We start from the raw sequence: 14998 nt of genomic DNA, 5'->3' as shown, positions 1-14998 counted from the left end.
GTCACGTCCGGCGTCGCGTTGTGGAAGCGCACCGTGTACTTGTCCACGGCCTCCACACGCTCCAGCGCCGGCCAGGAACGGCGGGCGACGGCGGGCACTTCCGGCGGCAATTCCTTGCCGGCGCGCGGCGCGGGCATGCCCTCACCGATCGGAATGGTGCGGCCCTGCGCGGTGGCCAGCGTGGTGCCGAACATGCGGTCGCGGGAGAAGGAGAACACCACGTCCTCCGCCGTCATCTCATCGCCATTGTGGAAGCGCACGCCGGGGCGGAGCTTGAGTTCCACCACCTGGTCGGAGATGCGGCTCCACTCCGTGGCCAGCCCCGGCACGGCGCCGAGCTGGCCGAGCCAGTCGCGGCTGATCAGCCCTTCCCACAGCGAGGAGAAGAACACGCGCTCCCCCACATTGGATTGCTCGCGCAGCACTTCGAGGGTGTTGCTGTTCACCACCTTCTGCACGGCGATGGTGATGGAGGGGCGGTTGTCGCCCTGCGCGATGGCGAAACGCGGCAGCGCCAGCGCGGCCGGCGCGGCGAGGATCAGTCGGCGGGAGATCTGCATCGGAATGCTCCTTATTCGGCGGCAGCGGCGCGCAGGGCGGGTGGCGCCGGACGGCGCTCCTCCAGCCCCTGCGGCGTGGCGCGGAAATGGGTGAGGGTGCGGTCGGCATGGCGCAGGCGCAGCGACAGGGCGCGCTGCGCATAGTCCTTCACGCGGGCGGCGTAGTCCGGGTCTTCGGCGCGGTTCTCGAACTGGTTAGGGTCGCGCTTGAGGTCGAAGAACAGCGGCGGCAGGGCGGCGAAGTGGACGTATTTGTAGTCGGCATCCTGCACGACACACAGGCTGGACGTGTCCATGGTCAGGCCCAGCGCGGTCTCCGGCTGGGAGTAGTGGATGTCGCGGAAATCGTATTCGTAGTGGTGCAGGTCACGCCAATCGGTGGGCTTGTTGCCCGCGATGACCGGCAACAGCGAACGCCCGTCGCAGGCGCGCGGCACTTCGCCACCGAGCAGGTCGAGGATGGTGGGCATCACATCCACGCTTTCCGTCAGCGTGTCGTCGATCAGGCCCGGCTGTGCGCCAGCGCCCTTCACCACCAGCGGAATGCGAAAACTCTGGTCGAAATAGCCGAGCTTGCCGAGCAGCCAATGGTCGCCAAGCTGCTCGCCATGGTCGGAGGTGAAGATGATGGTCGTGTCATCCCACTGCCCGGTCTGTTCAAGATAGGCGAAGACACGGCCGAGCGCGTCGTCGATCTCGGTCATCAAGCCGCAGTAGCTGGCACGCATCTGGCGGATGCTGGCCTCATCGAGCCCGGCGCCGGCGCCCTGGCCGCCGCGGAAGAAGCTGGCCTGGCCGATGGCGCGCAGGTAGTGGCGCAGCATCGGGTGTTGTTCCGCTTCTTCCTCCCACCGGCTGGCGCGGATCGGGGCGGGCATGTCGGCCGGGTCGTACATGGTGTTGTAGGGCGCCGGCGCGATGAAGGGCGGGTGCGGACGGTAGTAACCCAGGTGCAGGAACCAGGGCTTCTCCCCTTTGCCCTTCAGATAGGTCAGCGCCTTTTCCGTGAAGAAGCTGGTGTCCGACAATTCGGAAGGAATGCGGGAGGGGCGGTTGGTTGCGCCCGGCACGGCATCCTCGCCCTCCGGCAGCCAGATATCCTCGCGCTTCGCCGGCAGCTCGTAGCCCTGGTGCGCGAGCCAGCCGAAGTAGCCATCCATGCTCGGCTCGAAGGCGCCGACGCTGCGGAAGCCATCCATCAGATCGCCCAGCGTGGTGAAGCGCGGGTCCTTCGGGCCGGTGCTGCGCGGGTCGGGCGTGGTGGTGGTGTAGCCGATCAGCGCCGGGTCATAGCCGATCAGCCGCAGCTGCTTACCGAGGTTGGTGTGGCGCGCATCCAGCGGCACCGTGTTCTGCACGGCGCGATGGTTCATCAGGTACAGCCCGGTCAGCAGGCTGGCGCGCGCCGGACCGCAGGGTACGGTGTTGGTGACATGGTTGCGGAAGGTCACACCCTCGCGGCACAGCCGGTCCAGGTTCGGCGTGCGGAGGAAATCCGCGCCGAGGGCGGGCACGAAATCCGCCCGCCACTGATCCACCACGATGAGGAGAACATTCTTCCGCCTGGCCATGCCGCGCCACTCCATTTGTTGGAGCGGGGCTTAGCTGGCCAACAGCGACCGTCGTGTGACGGTGGTGCTTAGACTTCGTGACAGAAGGCGGGATCGTATTTGTCGCAGAAGGACTCTGCGGACATCTTCCGCATGTCGTCCAGACCGCTTGCCAATTGCTCCCGCGTCCAGTCCCACCAGGCGATGCGCAGCAGGCTCTGCCGGACGGGCTCGCTGAAGCGGAAGCGCAGCACCCGCGCCGGAGTCCCGACGGCCACGGCGAAGGGCGGAATGTCCTTCGTCACCACCGCGCCGGCGCCGATCGCCGCCCCGGTGCCGATGGAAACCCCCGGCAGCACGATGACGCCATGGCCGAGCCAGACATCATGCCCCAGCGTCACATGCGCGCCGCGCCGCCAATCGAAGAAACCGGCCTCGTCCGCGCCCAGGCCATAGGCGCTGGCGCGATAGGTGAAGTGGTTCAGCGCAACGCGATCCAGCGGGTGGTTGCCCGGATTGATCCGTGTGTGGCTGGCGATGGAGCAGAACTTGCCGATCGTCGCATAGATGATCTGGCTGTCATGCACGACGTAGGAATAGTCGCCGAACTCGGTCTCCGCGATGGAGGTCCGGGCGCCGACCTCGGTGAAGATGCCGAAGCGCGTGTCGCGCACGCTGGCGGTGGGGTCGATGCAGGGCGCCAGCCCAAGGGTCTTCTTCGCCGTGGCGGGGTCGCGATACGGGGTCATGTCGGGTCCATCCTGGGATGCCAGCGGCCATAGCCCGTGCCGTGTTGCGCGGGCTTGACGCTTTCATGACCATGCCGCGCCGCGACCAACGCCTCCGCAGGCGGAATTGTTATGCTATACAACAATTCCCGTGGCGCCCCGTTGCCAGGCAATCCCGCCGCAGCACATGGGATGGCAGGACCAAGGAGATTCCGCGATGCGAACCCAGGTCGGCATCATCGGCGCAGGCCCCGCCGGGCTGCTGCTGTCCCATCTGCTGCATCTGGCGGGCATCGACAGCGTGGTGCTGGAGGCCCGCTCCCGCGCCTATGTCGAGGAACGGGTGCGCGCCGGGCTGCTGGAACAGGGCAGCGTGGATACGCTGACGGAGGCAGGGGTGGGCGACCGCCTGCACCGCCAGGGCCTCGCGCATCATGGCATCGAGCTGCGCTTCGACGGCGCCGGCCACCGCATCCCGCTGACCGACCTGACCGGCAAGGTGGTCACCATCTATGGGCAGCAGGAGGTGGTGAAGGACCTCATCGCCGCCCGCCTGTCCGCCGGCACCCATTCCGGAAATCCGCCGATCCTGTTCGAGGTGGCCGATGTCGCGGTGCATGACGTGACCACGGACAGCCCGCGCATCAGCTTCACGCATGAAGGCCAGACGCAGGTGCTGGACTGCGCCTTCATCGGCGGCTGCGACGGCTTCCACGGCATCTGCCGCGGCGCCATCCCGGAGGAGATCATCCGGGTCTATGACCGCATCTACCCCTTCGCCTGGCTCGGCATTCTCGCGCATAGCAGGCCGGTGTCGGAGGAGCTGATCTACGCCCGGCACAGCGATGGCTTCGCGCTGGCGACCATGCGGAGCGAGACGGTCAGCCGGCTCTACCTGCAATGCGCGCCGGATGAGGATCTGGCCCAGTGGCCTGATGACCGTATCTGGGACGAGCTGCACAAGCGCCTCGGCTGCGGCGATGAATTGCAACAGGGGAAAATCCTCCAGAAGGGCGTCACCGCCATGCGCAGCTATGTTGTGGAGCCGATGCGCCATGGCCGCCTGTTCCTCGCCGGCGACGCCGCCCATATCGTGCCACCGACCGGCGCCAAGGGGATGAACCTGGCCATCGCCGATATCCGCGTGCTCGCCCGCGGGCTGGAGCGGTTCTTTACGAAAAACGACGCGACGCTGCTGGAGCAGTATTCGGAGATCTGCCTGCGCCGCATCTGGAAGGGCCAGCGCTTTTCCTGGTGGATGACCTCCATGCTGCACCGCTTCGACGGCGCCGACCCCTTCGAGCACCGGGTCCAGGTGGCGGAGCTGGACTATGTCTCCACCAGCCGCGCCGCGATGACGACGCTGGCGGAAAATTACGTCGGCCTGCCCTACGAAGTGTAGCTACTTCAGCATCCGTACCGCGACCTGCTGGTCCGACGGCACCAGCCCGACATATTCATAGGCGCGGCCGCAGGCAGTGAATTCGCGGAAGGCGCGGAACTCGTGCTGCTGCCAGCCCGGGTAGTTGAAGTACTCGTCGAAGACCAGGATGGTGCCCGCCCCGATGCGGTCCCGCAGCTGCGCCAGTACGGTCTGGGTCGAGGAGTAGAGGTCGCAATCGACATGCACCAGCGCCGCGGGGCCGGGGTTGCGGTCGAGGAAGCCGGGCAGGGTGCGGTCGAACCAACCGACCACGAGCTCCACACCCGGGCGCACCTCCGGCGGGCCGGGCAGGGCGAAGGCGCCGGGGCCGAAGCCGGGGCGCCAGCCCTCGGGCAGGCCTTCGAAGGAATCGAAGCCGTGGATCGGGCGGCCGGGCAGGGTATCCGCCATCAGGTTGATGGTGCGGCCGGAGAAAACGCCGAATTCCAGCACCAGGCCCTCCGCCGGGGCCAGGCTGGCGGCATGGCGCAGCAGTGCGTCCTTGTCCGCGAAACGCGGCACATCGCCCATATGAGCCTGGGCGTATTCCGCCGAGGATAACGCGGCAGCCAGGCCCTGGACCTGGTCGATGTCGAAGATCCGGCCCGGTTCACCGAGCCAGCCGGATTGCGGCGGCATGTTGCTGTCCATACCCGTCTTCCTTCCTGTCGTGTTGGCCTGCGCCGGAACGCTGGCGCGGGCATTCAGGTGCCGCGCAGGCGGATCGTCATCTCCAGCCGGGTTCCGGTGCCGTCGGAAGACCAGTGCACGGCGGAGCCGAGCTGACGGCCGAAATTCTCGATCATCCGCATCCCGGTGCCATGCTTCGGCCGCGGCACCGGCAGGCCCTGCCCATCATCCGACACGCGCAGCAGGGCGCGCTGCCCCGGGTGGCGTGCCAGGACCAGCCCGATACGGCCGATACCGCCGCCAAAGGCGTGCTTCAGGCTGTTGGTGATGAACTCATTCACCGCGAGCCCCAGCGGCGCCGCCTGGTCCGGCGAAACCAGCAGCCCGCGCTCCACCTCCAGCGCCAGTTGCACCCGTGTCGTGCTGCCCTCATGGAAGCTCAGCAGGCCGGCGCTGAGCTGGGCGAGGTATTCGCCGAGGTCGAGCTCATCCACCTCGCCAGACAGATGCAGCTTGTCGTGCAGCAGGCGCAGCGCCTCCACCCGCCTGGCGACGCTCCGCATGGCGGCCCGGCTCTCCGGGGCGCGGAGCTGGCGTGATTGCAGGTCGAGGATCGCCACGATCACCTGCAGATTGTTCTTAACGCGGTGCTGCAATTCGCGCAGCAGCCTTTCATTGTCGTCCGCCTTGCGCCGCAGCCGGGCATTGGCGCGCATGCGCCCGACGGCGGAAGCCAGCAGATTGGCGTAGGTGCGGAGGAAGGCGACATCCTGCTCGCCGAAGGCCTGGGGCCGCTGGCTGTCCACCTGCAGCACGCCATAGGGCGCGGCGCCGTCCACCCCGACGATGACGACGCAGATGCTCGCCAGGCAGCCATGCGCGCGCATGAATTCCGGTACCTCGAAGCGCGTCTCCTGCGCCAGGTCGGGGGAGACGACGGCCTCTCCGCTCCGCAGCGCCAGGCCTTCCGGGCCACAGCTGATGTCGGTGGTCAGCTCGCCCACCACGCCGGGGGCCCAGCCAATGCCGGCGCGGACCGTCAGGGTAGTGCCATCGGGGCCGAGCGCGACCACCTTGGCCAGCTCCGTGCCCAGTGCCTCGGCCACCAGCCGGCAGGCCTCCTGCAGGATGAGGTCGAGATCGTCGGAGCGCAGCGCATATTCGCCGAAACGGGCCAGCGCGGCCTGTTGCGCCAGGTTTTCGCGGGGGTCGGCACGTAGCGTGATGGACATGCTGCCCCAAGCGTTCGGCGGGCTTCTGGTTGCCTCCGCTACGCGCTCAGAACTTTGTCATCCGTCCATCAGCCGCATTCATGGAACCCACCGCCCGGCAGCGGCACCGGGTCCAGTATGCCCAGTACCTCGAAGCCATCGCCGCGTGGCGCCAGTACCAGCGCCGCGCCCTCGGGGAAGGCGCGGCCCCCCACCGGGTCGCCGGCGACCATGATGGCCGGCGTGCGGTGGCCGACCAGCACGCGGTTGGTGCCGGGCGGCACCGGGGCGGAGAACAGGCGGCGATGTTCCGCCAGCACCCAGCCGAGCCGGCCGCCGGCATAGTCATCCGCCAGCAGGCTGTCGGTGATTTCCACCACGCCGAAGGCCAGCTCCGCCGTGTCCCGCGCCCGGAACACCGGCCCGGCCAGCACCGGCCGCGCCACCGCGATGCCGAGCTCCGCCAGGCGCGGGCCGATCCGGGCCGATTGCGCGCGCCCCTCGGGGGACAGGTTGCGCTGGCCGGGGCGGTCGCCGATGCGATAGCTGCGGTCGCAATTCTCGCCGCGCGTATCGGCGTGGCGGAAGAACATCACCAGCCCGCCCTGGCGCAACCGCGCCACCAGCGCGGCGCCTTCCGTGGTTTCCGCCGCATGCGGCACCAGCCGCGCCTGGGCCATGGCAGGGCCGGTGGCCCGCAGGGCGGGGAGGCCACTGGCCAGCAGGGCAAGGAGAAGGCTGCGGCGGTCAGGCACCAAGGATGCCCTCCACCACCTCCTGCACCTCCAGCGCCTCCCGCAGCGTGGCGAGGTCCTGGGGTTCGCCGCGGGTCAGGGCGGCGAGCTTCGAAAGCTGGCCGCGCAGCACCATCGGGCGCATCTTCTCATTCGGCAGGGCATCCGGCGCGGGGCGGAACTGGCCATCGGCCGCCAGCCGCTCGGCGAGCGACCAGTCGCGCAGGCGGATGCTGCCGGAATCGGCCTCCAGCCGCCATTCATTGCTTTCCTCCCGGTCGGTGCCGCCGACCTGGCCGGAGAGGGTCACGGTGGTATCGCCCGCCAGCAGCCGGGCCTGCACCGCAATCTCCGCCCCGTCGCCGGGCGGGAATTCCGCCGATCGCTCCAGCAGCACCAGCTTGCCGAGCTGGCGGCGCGTCAGGAACAGGAAGTGGGACAGCACCTCCCGCGTGAAGCCGCCCTCGGCGCGCTTCGCCAGCCAGCCCGCGGCGGCGTGCTGCCAGCCGCGCGGCCAGGTGGCGAATTCGGCGCGGATGGTGAGCGAGAGCGGCGCGCCGAGATCGGCCCGCCAGGCGCGCAGCTGCGCCACGGCGGGGGAGGAGGCCATGGGGAAGTTCACCGCCGCGCGCGCATGGCTGGCCTCCGCCGCATCCACGAAGACGCGGGCCGAGGCGAGGTCCGCGGCCAGCGGCTTTTCCAGCAATGCGGATTTGCCGGCGGCGAAGGCGGCGCTGGCGTGTTCCAGGTGGGAGCTGGGCGGGGAGGCGATGTACAGCGCATCGCAGGCCGCGATCACCGCCGCCGGGCTGTCCAGCATCGGCAGGCCGGGGGCGATGTCGGCCAGCCGCGCGGCGGCCGCGGGGCTCGGGTCCCACACCGCCACCGGCCGTATTTCGGCCGCGTCATGCGCCAGCGCCGCGCGCAGCAGGCGTTCTCCCATGATGCCGAAGCCGACGATGCCCAATGCGACGGTCATGTGGTGGATATCCCTTTGCCAGTGCCCAGGGATTTACCCCCTGTCGGCCTCCCGTCCAGCCCGCAGTGCCAGCACCAGCAGGGACACCACCGCCAGCAACCCGCAGAACACGTAGTAGGGCAGGGTCCAGCTGCCGGTGCTGGTGACGGCCCAGGCAAAGGCGCTGGGCGCGATCAGGTAGCCCAGGAAACACAGCATGATGGCGCCCGAGGAGGCTTCCGCAACCCGGTCCGGCGGCGCGACGCGGGCAACCTCGGCGAGGAAGATCCCGTTCCAGCTTGCCGCGCTGAAGCCGGCGCCGATGGCGAGCGTCAGGGCCAGCGCCCAATGCGCCCCCGGCCCGAAGCCGACCCACAACGCCGACAGCGCCGCCGCCACCAGCCCATGCACGGCCAGGCTGCGCGTGGCATCGCCGATGCGGTCCGCCGCCCAGCCCAGCGCCAGCCGCCCGACCACCCCGGCCAGCTGCATGGCGGCGAACAGGCTGCCGGCGCTGGTCAGGGTGAAGCCGTGTTGCTGCACCAGCCAGGTGACGGTGAAGGCGAACAGGCTGCCCTGCAGGGCGGCAAATGCGAAGGCCTGCAGGGTCAGCGGCGGCAGCACGCGGTGCATCCGCAGCGCATTCACCGGCGCGGCGAGCTGGCGGAGTGTGAAGGCACCGCGCAGCGGTCGCTGCGGGTCCCGCTCCGCATCCAGTTGCGGGCGCAGCGGCTGGATCAGCACGGCGCAGACCAGCGCCACGCCGATGCCCACCAGCAGCGCCGCCTGCCAGCCATAGACGGCCGCGATCGGCGCGGCGACCAGCCCGGCGAGCGCGCCGCCGGCCGGCGCCCCGGCCTGCTTGATGGAAAAGATCAGCACCCGGTGCCGCGGTGGCGCGGTGGCCTGCAGGATGCGGCTGCCGGCCGGGCCCGCCGGGCCGTAGCCGATCCCCATCAGCAGCGCCGCGAAGGGCAGCAGCCAGACGATGCCCGCCGCCGCCGTGAGCAGCGCCAGGCTGCCCACCAGCGCCCCCACCTGCAGCATCCGCAGCGGCCCGAAGCGGGCCACCAGCGGTGTGCCGAACAGCAGGAACAGGATGGCACCGAAGATGTTGATGCTGGAGAAGTTGCCCACACTCTCCGGCCGCAGACCCAGCTCCGCCGTCATCAGCGGCGCCACCACAGGCACCGCCTGGCTCAGGAAGGTGCCGACGGTCTGCATCAGCAGCGTGGCGGACAGCGCGGCAACCCACGGCTTGAACATCAAGAGGTTCAGCGCCGCAGGCGCAGATCCAGCCCCTTGGCCATCCAGCGCGCCTCGATGGCGTCGAGGTCGATCAGCCCGGCGGGCCGGGCGCGGGAGGGTTGGTCGCGCAGACCCGGCGCGCGTTCGCGCAGCCATACGCCGTACAGCCGGCGCAACTCCACCAGCGGCAGCGGGTGGTCATCGACGCGCAGCGACAGGTCTGGGAAATCCTCCGTCGTGGTCAGCACCATGGATGCCGATTGGCGGCCCCGGCGGTCGCCGCCCGCAGCCTCCCCGGCATCCAGCGCGGCCAGCAGCCGCTCGGCCAGTTTCAGGTCGGGGTTGGTGACGAAGGCGGCGTAGGTATCGGCCAGCACCGCCGGCCCGGCCAGCATGTTGCCGGCGAAGGAGACATGCGCGGAGGTGATGTCGCCGCACCATTCCACGCAGTTTCCGCCCGTATAGGCGGCGCTGCGGCCATGCCGGTCCACCGCATGGATCTGGCGCAGCCCACGGCCCTCATCCCCGGCCAGGGCGCTCTCAATCGCGGTCGCCGGTGACAGGCCACGCGCCAGGCCGTCCAGCACCACCGGGCCAAGGTAGCGGTTGGTCATGGATTGGGTGGAGACGGCGCCGACGCCGGACCGCACGAAAGGGCAGGACGCCCCGACGGCAAAGGCGCAGGTGGTCACGGCCACGGCGAAGGCGCCGGTCTCCGGATCATGGGCGACGATGGACCAGGTCATGGTGGGCATCCGAGCAAAGAGGCAGCGCGACACTACATGCCGTTCCGTGATTGCGCGCCAGCCCATGGTGGGTCATTTTGGCTGCAACGTCTCATGGGAGGAATGAAACATGTCAACCAAGCTGTTGCGCCGCCACGTACTGGCGGCTGTCGGGGCAGGATTCGGGCTGCTCGCCGCGCCGTCCATCGCGCGCGCCCAGTCCGGCTGGCCGGACCGCCCGATCCGCCTGATGGTGCCCTTCGGCGCCGGCGGGGCGATCGACACGCTGTCCCGCACCGTCGCATCGAAATTCGCCGAGGTGACCGGCGGCCAGACCCTGGTGGTGGAGAATCGGCCTGGCGCCGGCGGCACCATCTGCGGCGCCGCCGTGGCGCGGGAACGGCCGGATGGGCTGACGCTGATGATGGCCGATGTGGGCGCCAATGCAATCGGCAAGGAATTGATCCCGAGCCTGCCCTACGACCCGCCCACCGCCTTCACCCCGATCATCCATCTGGTGAACCTGCCCGCGGTGCTGATGGCGCATCCCTCCGTCACCGCCACGACCATCCAGCAGGTGATCGACCAGGCGAAGGCCCGGCCGGACGGCTTCACCTATTCCTCGGCCGGCAACGGCAATGGCAGCCACCTGTTCATGGCGCTGTTCCTGAAGGAAGCCGGCATCCGCATGGTGCATGTGCCCTATCGCTCGGGCGCGGAGATGGTGACCTCGCTGATGCGTGGCGACGCGCAGTTCGGCTTCCCCACCGTCTCCTCCGGCATCGGCCAGATCCGCGCCGGCAATGCGCGGGCGATCGCGGTGGGCAATGCCGCGGGCACGCCGCTGCTGCCGGATGCACCCGCCATCTCCACCGTGCTGCCGGGATTCGAGGTTGCGGTCTGGCACGGCATCGTGGCGCCTGCGGGCATGGATGCCGGACTGGCGCGGGAGATCAACCAGGTGTTCGGCCGCATCGCCGCCATGCCGGACATCAAGCAGCGCATCTTCGACGCGCAGGCCGGCACGGTGGTTGGCGGCACGCCCGCGGATTTCGCCGGCCATATCGCGCGGGAGGTGGCGCGCTGGACGCCCATCATCCGCGAGGGCGGCATCGCCACCGGCTGAGCGGCCGCGCCCCCGCCACGCTGCGTGGCGGGGGCTTCCATGCGGCGCCGCTTCATGTGAATGAGAATCATTCGCATTAATTCGAGACCCCGCATGACCACCATCCCGCACCCCCGCGCCTGCTGGATGGACCCCGGCACGGGCGCGCTGCTCGACATGCCAGGGCTGATGCGGCGCCTCGCCACGCGCCAGGCCGTGCTGCTCGGCGAGACCCATGATGTGGCGGAAATCCACCGCTGGCAGTTGCAGGTCACCACCTGCCTGCATCTGCTGCGCCCGGACCTGGCGGTGGGGTTCGAGATGTTTCCCCGCCGGGTGCAGCCGGTGCTGGACCGCTGGGTAGCGGGCGGCCTCCGCACCGCCGAATTCCTGCAACAGGTGGAGTGGGAGACGGTGTGGGGTTTCCCGCCCGAGATCTACCTGCCGCTGTTCCATTTCTGCCGCCAGCAGGCCGTGCCGATGCTGGCGCTGAACTGCCACCGCCCGCTGGTCACGCGCGTGGGACAGGAGGGCTGGGACGCAGTGGCGGAGGAGGATCGCGACGGCCTGACCCCTGCCGCGCCACCCACCGCGGGGCATCGCGGCTATATCGCGAAACTGACCGGACGGGCGGAGGCCGGCATCACGGACCGCTTCCTGCGCGCCCAGCAGGTCTGGGACCGCGCCTTCGCCTGCAACATCGCCCGGCATATCGCGGCGGCGGAGGGACCGGCGCCCCTGGTCATCGGCATCATCGGCCGCGGCCACCTGGATTACGGCCATGGCACGCCACACCAGTTGCGTGACCTCGGCATCCTGGATGTGGTGGTGCTGGCCCCGACCGAGGCGGCGATGCTGGACACGGCGGAGATGGCCGGGATCGCGGAGGCGGTGTTCCGGCTCGACCGGCCGGAGGAGCCGGTGGCGCACGCTCCGAAGGGCTAGCCGCGCTGCGGGCAGCGCGGCGATTGTCAGACCCGGAGGTCGAGCAGCGATCCGCGGGGCAGGGGCGTGCCGGGCGCTGCCGGCATCGCATCCAGCGTGCGCTGCTGCGGTGCCGGCATCGGCTGCAGGGGCTGCGGGGACGCGCTGGCGCCGCGCACCTGCGTGGCGCCCTGCGTGCGGGAGACTTCCGCCGTGAAGGCGGAGAGGGAGTTCATGGCGATCATGCGAACGACCATGAAGCGAAGGTCTGAATGAGCCGTGAATCGGTAGGCGGATTTCGCGGAGGTCGGTCGGATGGGGCGCATGACGGCAGAGTGCCGAAATGCGCCGTTAACGATCCAGCAACCTATAGTGGAATCGGCGCCTCAGATTGAGAAATCGTGAATCCCGCCTCCCTACGCCTCCAGCACCTTCACACCCGGCAGGGTCTTGCCCTCCAGCCATTCCAGGAACGCCCCGCCCGCGGAGGAGACATAGGTCAGCCGGTCCAGCACCCCGGCATGGCGCAGCGCGGAGACCGTGTCGCCGCCACCGGCGATGGATTTCAACCCGGCGGAGGCCGTGAGCCCGGCGACGGATTGCGCCACCGCCACCGTCGCGGTGTCGAAGGGCGGAATCTCGAAGGCGCCGAAGGGGCCGTTCCAGACCAGGGTGGAAGCCTGGCGCAGCCGCTTCTCCACCAGCTCCACCGTATCCGGCCCGACATCCAGCGCCATCATATCCTCCGGCACCCGGTCGATGCCCACGGTGCGGTGCGGTGCCTGGGCGGCGAATTCGCCGGCCACCACCAGGTCCACCGGCAGCAGGATCTCGCAATTCGCGGCCTGCGCCTCCGCCATGATGGTGCGCGCCGTCTCATGCATCTCGGCTTCCTGCAGCGACCGGCCCATTGCGTGGCCCTGGGCGGCGAGGAAGGTGTTGGCCATGGCGCCGCCGATCACCAGCACATTCACCCGCCGCGTCAAATTGCCAAGCAGCTCCAGCTTGGTGGAGATCTTGGCGCCGCCGACAATGGCGACCACGGGGCGGGCCGGATTGCCGAGCGCCGCATCCAGCGCCTTCAGCTCCGCCTCCATCAGCCGCCCGGCATAGGCCGGCAGCAGGTGCGCCACGCCTTCCGTGCTCGCATGCGCGCGATGCGCGGCAGAAAAGGCGTCGTTCACGAACACCTCGGCCAGCTTCGCCAGGCTCGCTGCCAGCGCCGGGTCGTTCTTCTCCTCGCCGGCGTGGAAGCGGGTATTCTCCAGCAGCAGCACCTCGCCATCCGCCAGCCCGGCGGCGGCGGCCTCGGCCTCGGGCCCTATGCAGTCATCCACCCAGGCGACCGGGCGATCGAGGGCGGCGGACAGCGCCGCCACCATCGGCTTCAGCGACATCTCCGGCACCCGCTTGCCCTTGGGCCGGTCGAAATGGCTGCAGACGATGACGCGCGCGCCCTTCTCGGCCAGCTCGCGGATGGTCGGCGCCAGACGCTCGATGCGGGTGTGGTCGGTGATGACGCCGTCGCGCACCGGCACGTTGAGGTCGGCGCGAAGCAGCACCCGCTTGCCTTTGGCGTCCAGGCTGTCGAGCGTACGGTGCGGCATCGGGTCAAGTCCTCGCGGCGGGTGGGGGCAGGTGGCCTGCTGGTAACGCATTTTGACGCAATGGGGAATCCGGCCCGCCCCATCAACCATCCGGCAAGGCCGCTGCGGCAGGATCGCGGCGAGGAGAACCGGATCATGATGACGCGATGGGTCGCGGCCCTGGCGCTGCTGCCGGGCCTGGCCGCGGCCGAGGACGGGTTCCGCCTGCCTTCCGGCAATATTCGCTGCGGGGTGTGGGAAGGGGTGCTGCGCTGCGAGGCGATGCAGTTCAGCTACCGCCCGCCGCAGCGCCCCGCGGATTGCGACCTGGAATGGGGCGGTGCCATCGAACTGGGCCGGCGTGGCCCGGCGGCGCCGGTCTGCCATGGCGATACGGTGACGGACCCGAAGGCGCCGGTGCTGGCCTATGGCGGCGCGTGGCAGGGTGAGGGTCTGTCCTGCAGCGCGGCGCCGCAGGGCCTGCGCTGCAGCAATGCGGAGGGCCGCGGCTTCGAGATGGCCCGCGCGCGGCTGCGCCTGTTCTAGGAGATGGGCGCGGGCAGGACCCGCGCCCAAAACGGGGCCTACAGGCTGCCGAACAGCGCCGCCGTGTCCGACATGCGGTTGGAAAAGCCCCACTCATTGTCGTACCAGGACATCACGCGCACCAGCGCGCCATCCACCACCTGCGTCTGCGTCGCATCGAAGGTGGAGCTGTGCGGGTCGTGGTTGAAGTCGATGGAAACCAGCGGCGCCGTGTTGTAGCCGAGGATGCCCTTCAGCGGCCCGCTCTCGGACGCTGCCTTCATCACCGCGTTGATCTCCTCCTTCGTGATGCCTTCCTTGGCCGGCACGAAGTCGAGCGAGACGAGGGAGACGTTCGGCGTCGGGATGCGGATGGCGGTACCGTCCAGCTTGCCCTTCAGCTCCGGCATCACCAGGCCCACGGCCTTGGCGGCACCGGTGCTGGTCGGGATGGCGGAGACCGCCGCGGCACGGGCGCGGTGCAGGTCCTTGTGCAGCGTATCGACCGTGTTCTGGTCGCCGGTATAGGCGTGGATGGTCACCATGTAGCCGCGCACGATGCCGAAATTGTCGTGCAGCACCTTGGCGATCGGCGCCAGGCAGTTGGTGGTGCAGGAGGCGTTGGAGACGACCGTCATCTCCTTCGTCAGCACCTGGTGGTTCACGCCATAGACGATGGTGGCATCGGCATTGTCGCCCGGCGCCGAGATCAGCACCTTGCGCGCGCCGGCGGTGATCAGGGCGGAGGCCTTGTCCTTCGCCGTGAAGATGCCGGTGCATTCCATGGCGACGTCGACGCCCTGGAACGGCACCTTGGACGGGTCGCGCTCGGCGCTGACGACGATCGGCGCATAGGTGCGGCCGTTGGCGGTGATGATCAGCTTGTTGCCGTCCACCGCCACTTCGCCGGGGAAGCGGCCATGCACGCTGTCATAGCGGAACATGTGGGCATTCGCCTCGACGCTGCCGAGGTCGTTGATCGCGACGCATTCCACGTCGGTGCGGTTGCTCTCGATCATGGCACGCAGAACGAGGCGGCCGATGCGCCCGAAGCCGTTGATGGCAACCTTCACCGTCATGGTCATCAATCC

Annotated in this window: 16 protein-coding genes; 4 read left to right on the top strand and 12 right to left on the bottom strand. The window is 69.4% G+C overall.

The window, feature by feature from the left end; translation table 11 throughout:
• The 3 genes from Q8S40_RS24070 to Q8S40_RS24060 all read right to left on the bottom strand — a co-directional run.
• The coding region (locus Q8S40_RS24070; RefSeq protein WP_305672436.1) for an ABC transporter substrate-binding protein at positions 1-560 on the bottom strand (560 nt) is incomplete at its 3' end.
• 11 nt (positions 561-571) lie between these two features.
• Positions 572-2131 carry a phosphoric/sulfuric ester hydrolase PehA gene (gene pehA, locus Q8S40_RS24065; protein WP_305672435.1) on the bottom strand — a complete coding sequence of 520 codons (1560 nt, stop codon included), beginning with the start codon at positions 2129-2131 and terminating at the stop codon, positions 572-574.
• Between the two features lie 68 nt (positions 2132-2199).
• Positions 2200-2859: a chloramphenicol acetyltransferase gene (locus tag Q8S40_RS24060; protein ID WP_305672434.1), complete on the bottom strand. Its 660-nt coding sequence runs from the start codon at positions 2857-2859 to the stop codon at positions 2200-2202.
• Between the two features lie 196 nt (positions 2860-3055).
• Between Q8S40_RS24060 and pobA the strand changes: the two genes are divergently transcribed.
• The gene (gene pobA / locus Q8S40_RS24055; RefSeq protein WP_305672433.1) at positions 3056-4240 is read left to right on the top strand and encodes a 4-hydroxybenzoate 3-monooxygenase; all 1185 of its coding nucleotides are present in this window, start codon (positions 3056-3058) and stop codon (positions 4238-4240) included.
• Here pobA and Q8S40_RS24050 read toward each other — a convergent pair whose 3' ends face one another.
• From Q8S40_RS24050 to Q8S40_RS24025, 6 genes are all read right to left on the bottom strand, one after another.
• Positions 4241-4912 (bottom strand): TylF/MycF/NovP-related O-methyltransferase, encoded by a 672-nt coding sequence (locus Q8S40_RS24050; RefSeq protein ID WP_304808025.1) that lies wholly within the window; start codon positions 4910-4912, stop codon positions 4241-4243. It lies immediately after the preceding gene.
• Positions 4913-4965: 53 nt separating this feature from the next.
• Positions 4966-6123 carry a sensor histidine kinase gene (locus Q8S40_RS24045; RefSeq protein ID WP_305672432.1) on the bottom strand — a complete coding sequence of 386 codons (1158 nt, stop codon included), beginning with the start codon at positions 6121-6123 and terminating at the stop codon, positions 4966-4968.
• A gap of 68 nt (positions 6124-6191) precedes the next feature.
• Positions 6192-6857, bottom strand: coding sequence for a histidine phosphatase family protein (locus Q8S40_RS24040; RefSeq protein ID WP_305672431.1), 666 nt, complete (start codon positions 6855-6857; stop codon positions 6192-6194).
• Positions 6850-7815, bottom strand: a complete 966-nt coding sequence (locus Q8S40_RS24035) for a Gfo/Idh/MocA family protein (RefSeq protein ID WP_305672430.1) — start codon at positions 7813-7815, stop codon at positions 6850-6852. Before Q8S40_RS24035 ends, Q8S40_RS24040 begins: the two co-directional genes overlap by 8 nt.
• A 33-nt stretch (positions 7816-7848) precedes the next feature.
• Complete coding sequence (locus tag Q8S40_RS24030) at positions 7849-9060, bottom strand: MFS transporter (RefSeq protein WP_304808032.1); 1212 nt, start codon at positions 9058-9060, stop codon at positions 7849-7851.
• An 8-nt stretch (positions 9061-9068) separates the two neighbouring features.
• Positions 9069-9788, bottom strand: a complete 720-nt coding sequence (locus Q8S40_RS24025) for a DUF1028 domain-containing protein (RefSeq protein WP_304808033.1) — start codon at positions 9786-9788, stop codon at positions 9069-9071.
• A gap of 109 nt (positions 9789-9897) precedes the next feature.
• On the opposite strand from Q8S40_RS24025, the gene Q8S40_RS24020 reads away from it, so the two are divergent.
• Entirely contained in the window at positions 9898-10893 is a 996-nt protein-coding gene (locus Q8S40_RS24020) for a tripartite tricarboxylate transporter substrate binding protein (RefSeq protein ID WP_305672429.1), read from the top strand.
• Between the two features lie 93 nt (positions 10894-10986).
• On the top strand, positions 10987-11817 hold the full coding sequence (locus Q8S40_RS24015) for a ChaN family lipoprotein (protein WP_305672428.1): 831 nt from the start codon (positions 10987-10989) through the stop codon (positions 11815-11817).
• Positions 11818-11843: 26 nt separating this feature from the next.
• On the opposite strand, the gene Q8S40_RS24010 is transcribed toward Q8S40_RS24015, so the two are convergent.
• Positions 11844-12053, bottom strand: a complete 210-nt coding sequence (locus Q8S40_RS24010) for a hypothetical protein (RefSeq protein WP_305672427.1) — start codon at positions 12051-12053, stop codon at positions 11844-11846.
• A gap of 159 nt (positions 12054-12212) precedes the next feature.
• Complete coding sequence (locus Q8S40_RS24005; protein ID WP_305672426.1) at positions 12213-13403, bottom strand: phosphoglycerate kinase; 1191 nt, start codon at positions 13401-13403, stop codon at positions 12213-12215.
• A 135-nt stretch (positions 13404-13538) separates the two neighbouring features.
• On the opposite strand from Q8S40_RS24005, the gene Q8S40_RS24000 reads away from it, so the two are divergent.
• A complete protein-coding gene (locus tag Q8S40_RS24000) occupies positions 13539-13928 on the top strand; it encodes a DUF6636 domain-containing protein (RefSeq protein WP_305672425.1) in 390 nt (129 codons plus the stop codon).
• Between the two features lie 38 nt (positions 13929-13966).
• Here the strand turns inward: Q8S40_RS24000 and gap are convergent, their stop codons facing one another.
• A complete protein-coding gene (gene gap, locus Q8S40_RS23995; protein WP_304809767.1) occupies positions 13967-14986 on the bottom strand; it encodes a type I glyceraldehyde-3-phosphate dehydrogenase in 1020 nt (339 codons plus the stop codon).
• Positions 14987-14998 lie beyond the last annotated feature (12 nt).

Source organism: Falsiroseomonas sp., assembly GCF_030695085.1.
Classification (GTDB): Bacteria; Pseudomonadota; Alphaproteobacteria; order Acetobacterales; family Acetobacteraceae; genus Falsiroseomonas.
This window is presented reverse-complemented; position numbering and strand designations above follow the sequence as displayed.

Coding starts and splice junctions, on each gene's coding strand:
- pehA (WP_305672435.1), bottom strand. CDS start 2,131: ATGGCCAGGCGGAAGAATGTTCTCCTCATCGTGGTGGATCAGTGGCGG.
- Q8S40_RS24060 (WP_305672434.1), bottom strand. CDS start 2,859: ATGACCCCGTATCGCGACCCCGCCACGGCGAAGAAGACCCTTGGGCTG.
- pobA (WP_305672433.1), top strand. CDS start 3,056: ATGCGAACCCAGGTCGGCATCATCGGCGCAGGCCCCGCCGGGCTGCTG.
- Q8S40_RS24050 (WP_304808025.1), bottom strand. CDS start 4,912: ATGGACAGCAACATGCCGCCGCAATCCGGCTGGCTCGGTGAACCGGGC.
- Q8S40_RS24045 (WP_305672432.1), bottom strand. CDS start 6,123: ATGTCCATCACGCTACGTGCCGACCCCCGCGAAAACCTGGCGCAACAG.
- Q8S40_RS24035 (WP_305672430.1), bottom strand. CDS start 7,815: ATGACCGTCGCATTGGGCATCGTCGGCTTCGGCATCATGGGAGAACGC.
- Q8S40_RS24030 (WP_304808032.1), bottom strand. CDS start 9,060: ATGTTCAAGCCGTGGGTTGCCGCGCTGTCCGCCACGCTGCTGATGCAG.
- Q8S40_RS24025 (WP_304808033.1), bottom strand. CDS start 9,788: ATGACCTGGTCCATCGTCGCCCATGATCCGGAGACCGGCGCCTTCGCC.
- Q8S40_RS24020 (WP_305672429.1), top strand. CDS start 9,898: ATGTCAACCAAGCTGTTGCGCCGCCACGTACTGGCGGCTGTCGGGGCA.
- Q8S40_RS24015 (WP_305672428.1), top strand. CDS start 10,987: ATGACCACCATCCCGCACCCCCGCGCCTGCTGGATGGACCCCGGCACG.
- Q8S40_RS24010 (WP_305672427.1), bottom strand. CDS start 12,053: ATGGTCGTTCGCATGATCGCCATGAACTCCCTCTCCGCCTTCACGGCG.
- Q8S40_RS24005 (WP_305672426.1), bottom strand. CDS start 13,403: ATGCCGCACCGTACGCTCGACAGCCTGGACGCCAAAGGCAAGCGGGTG.
- Q8S40_RS24000 (WP_305672425.1), top strand. CDS start 13,539: ATGATGACGCGATGGGTCGCGGCCCTGGCGCTGCTGCCGGGCCTGGCC.
- gap (WP_304809767.1), bottom strand. CDS start 14,986: ATGACGGTGAAGGTTGCCATCAACGGCTTCGGGCGCATCGGCCGCCTC.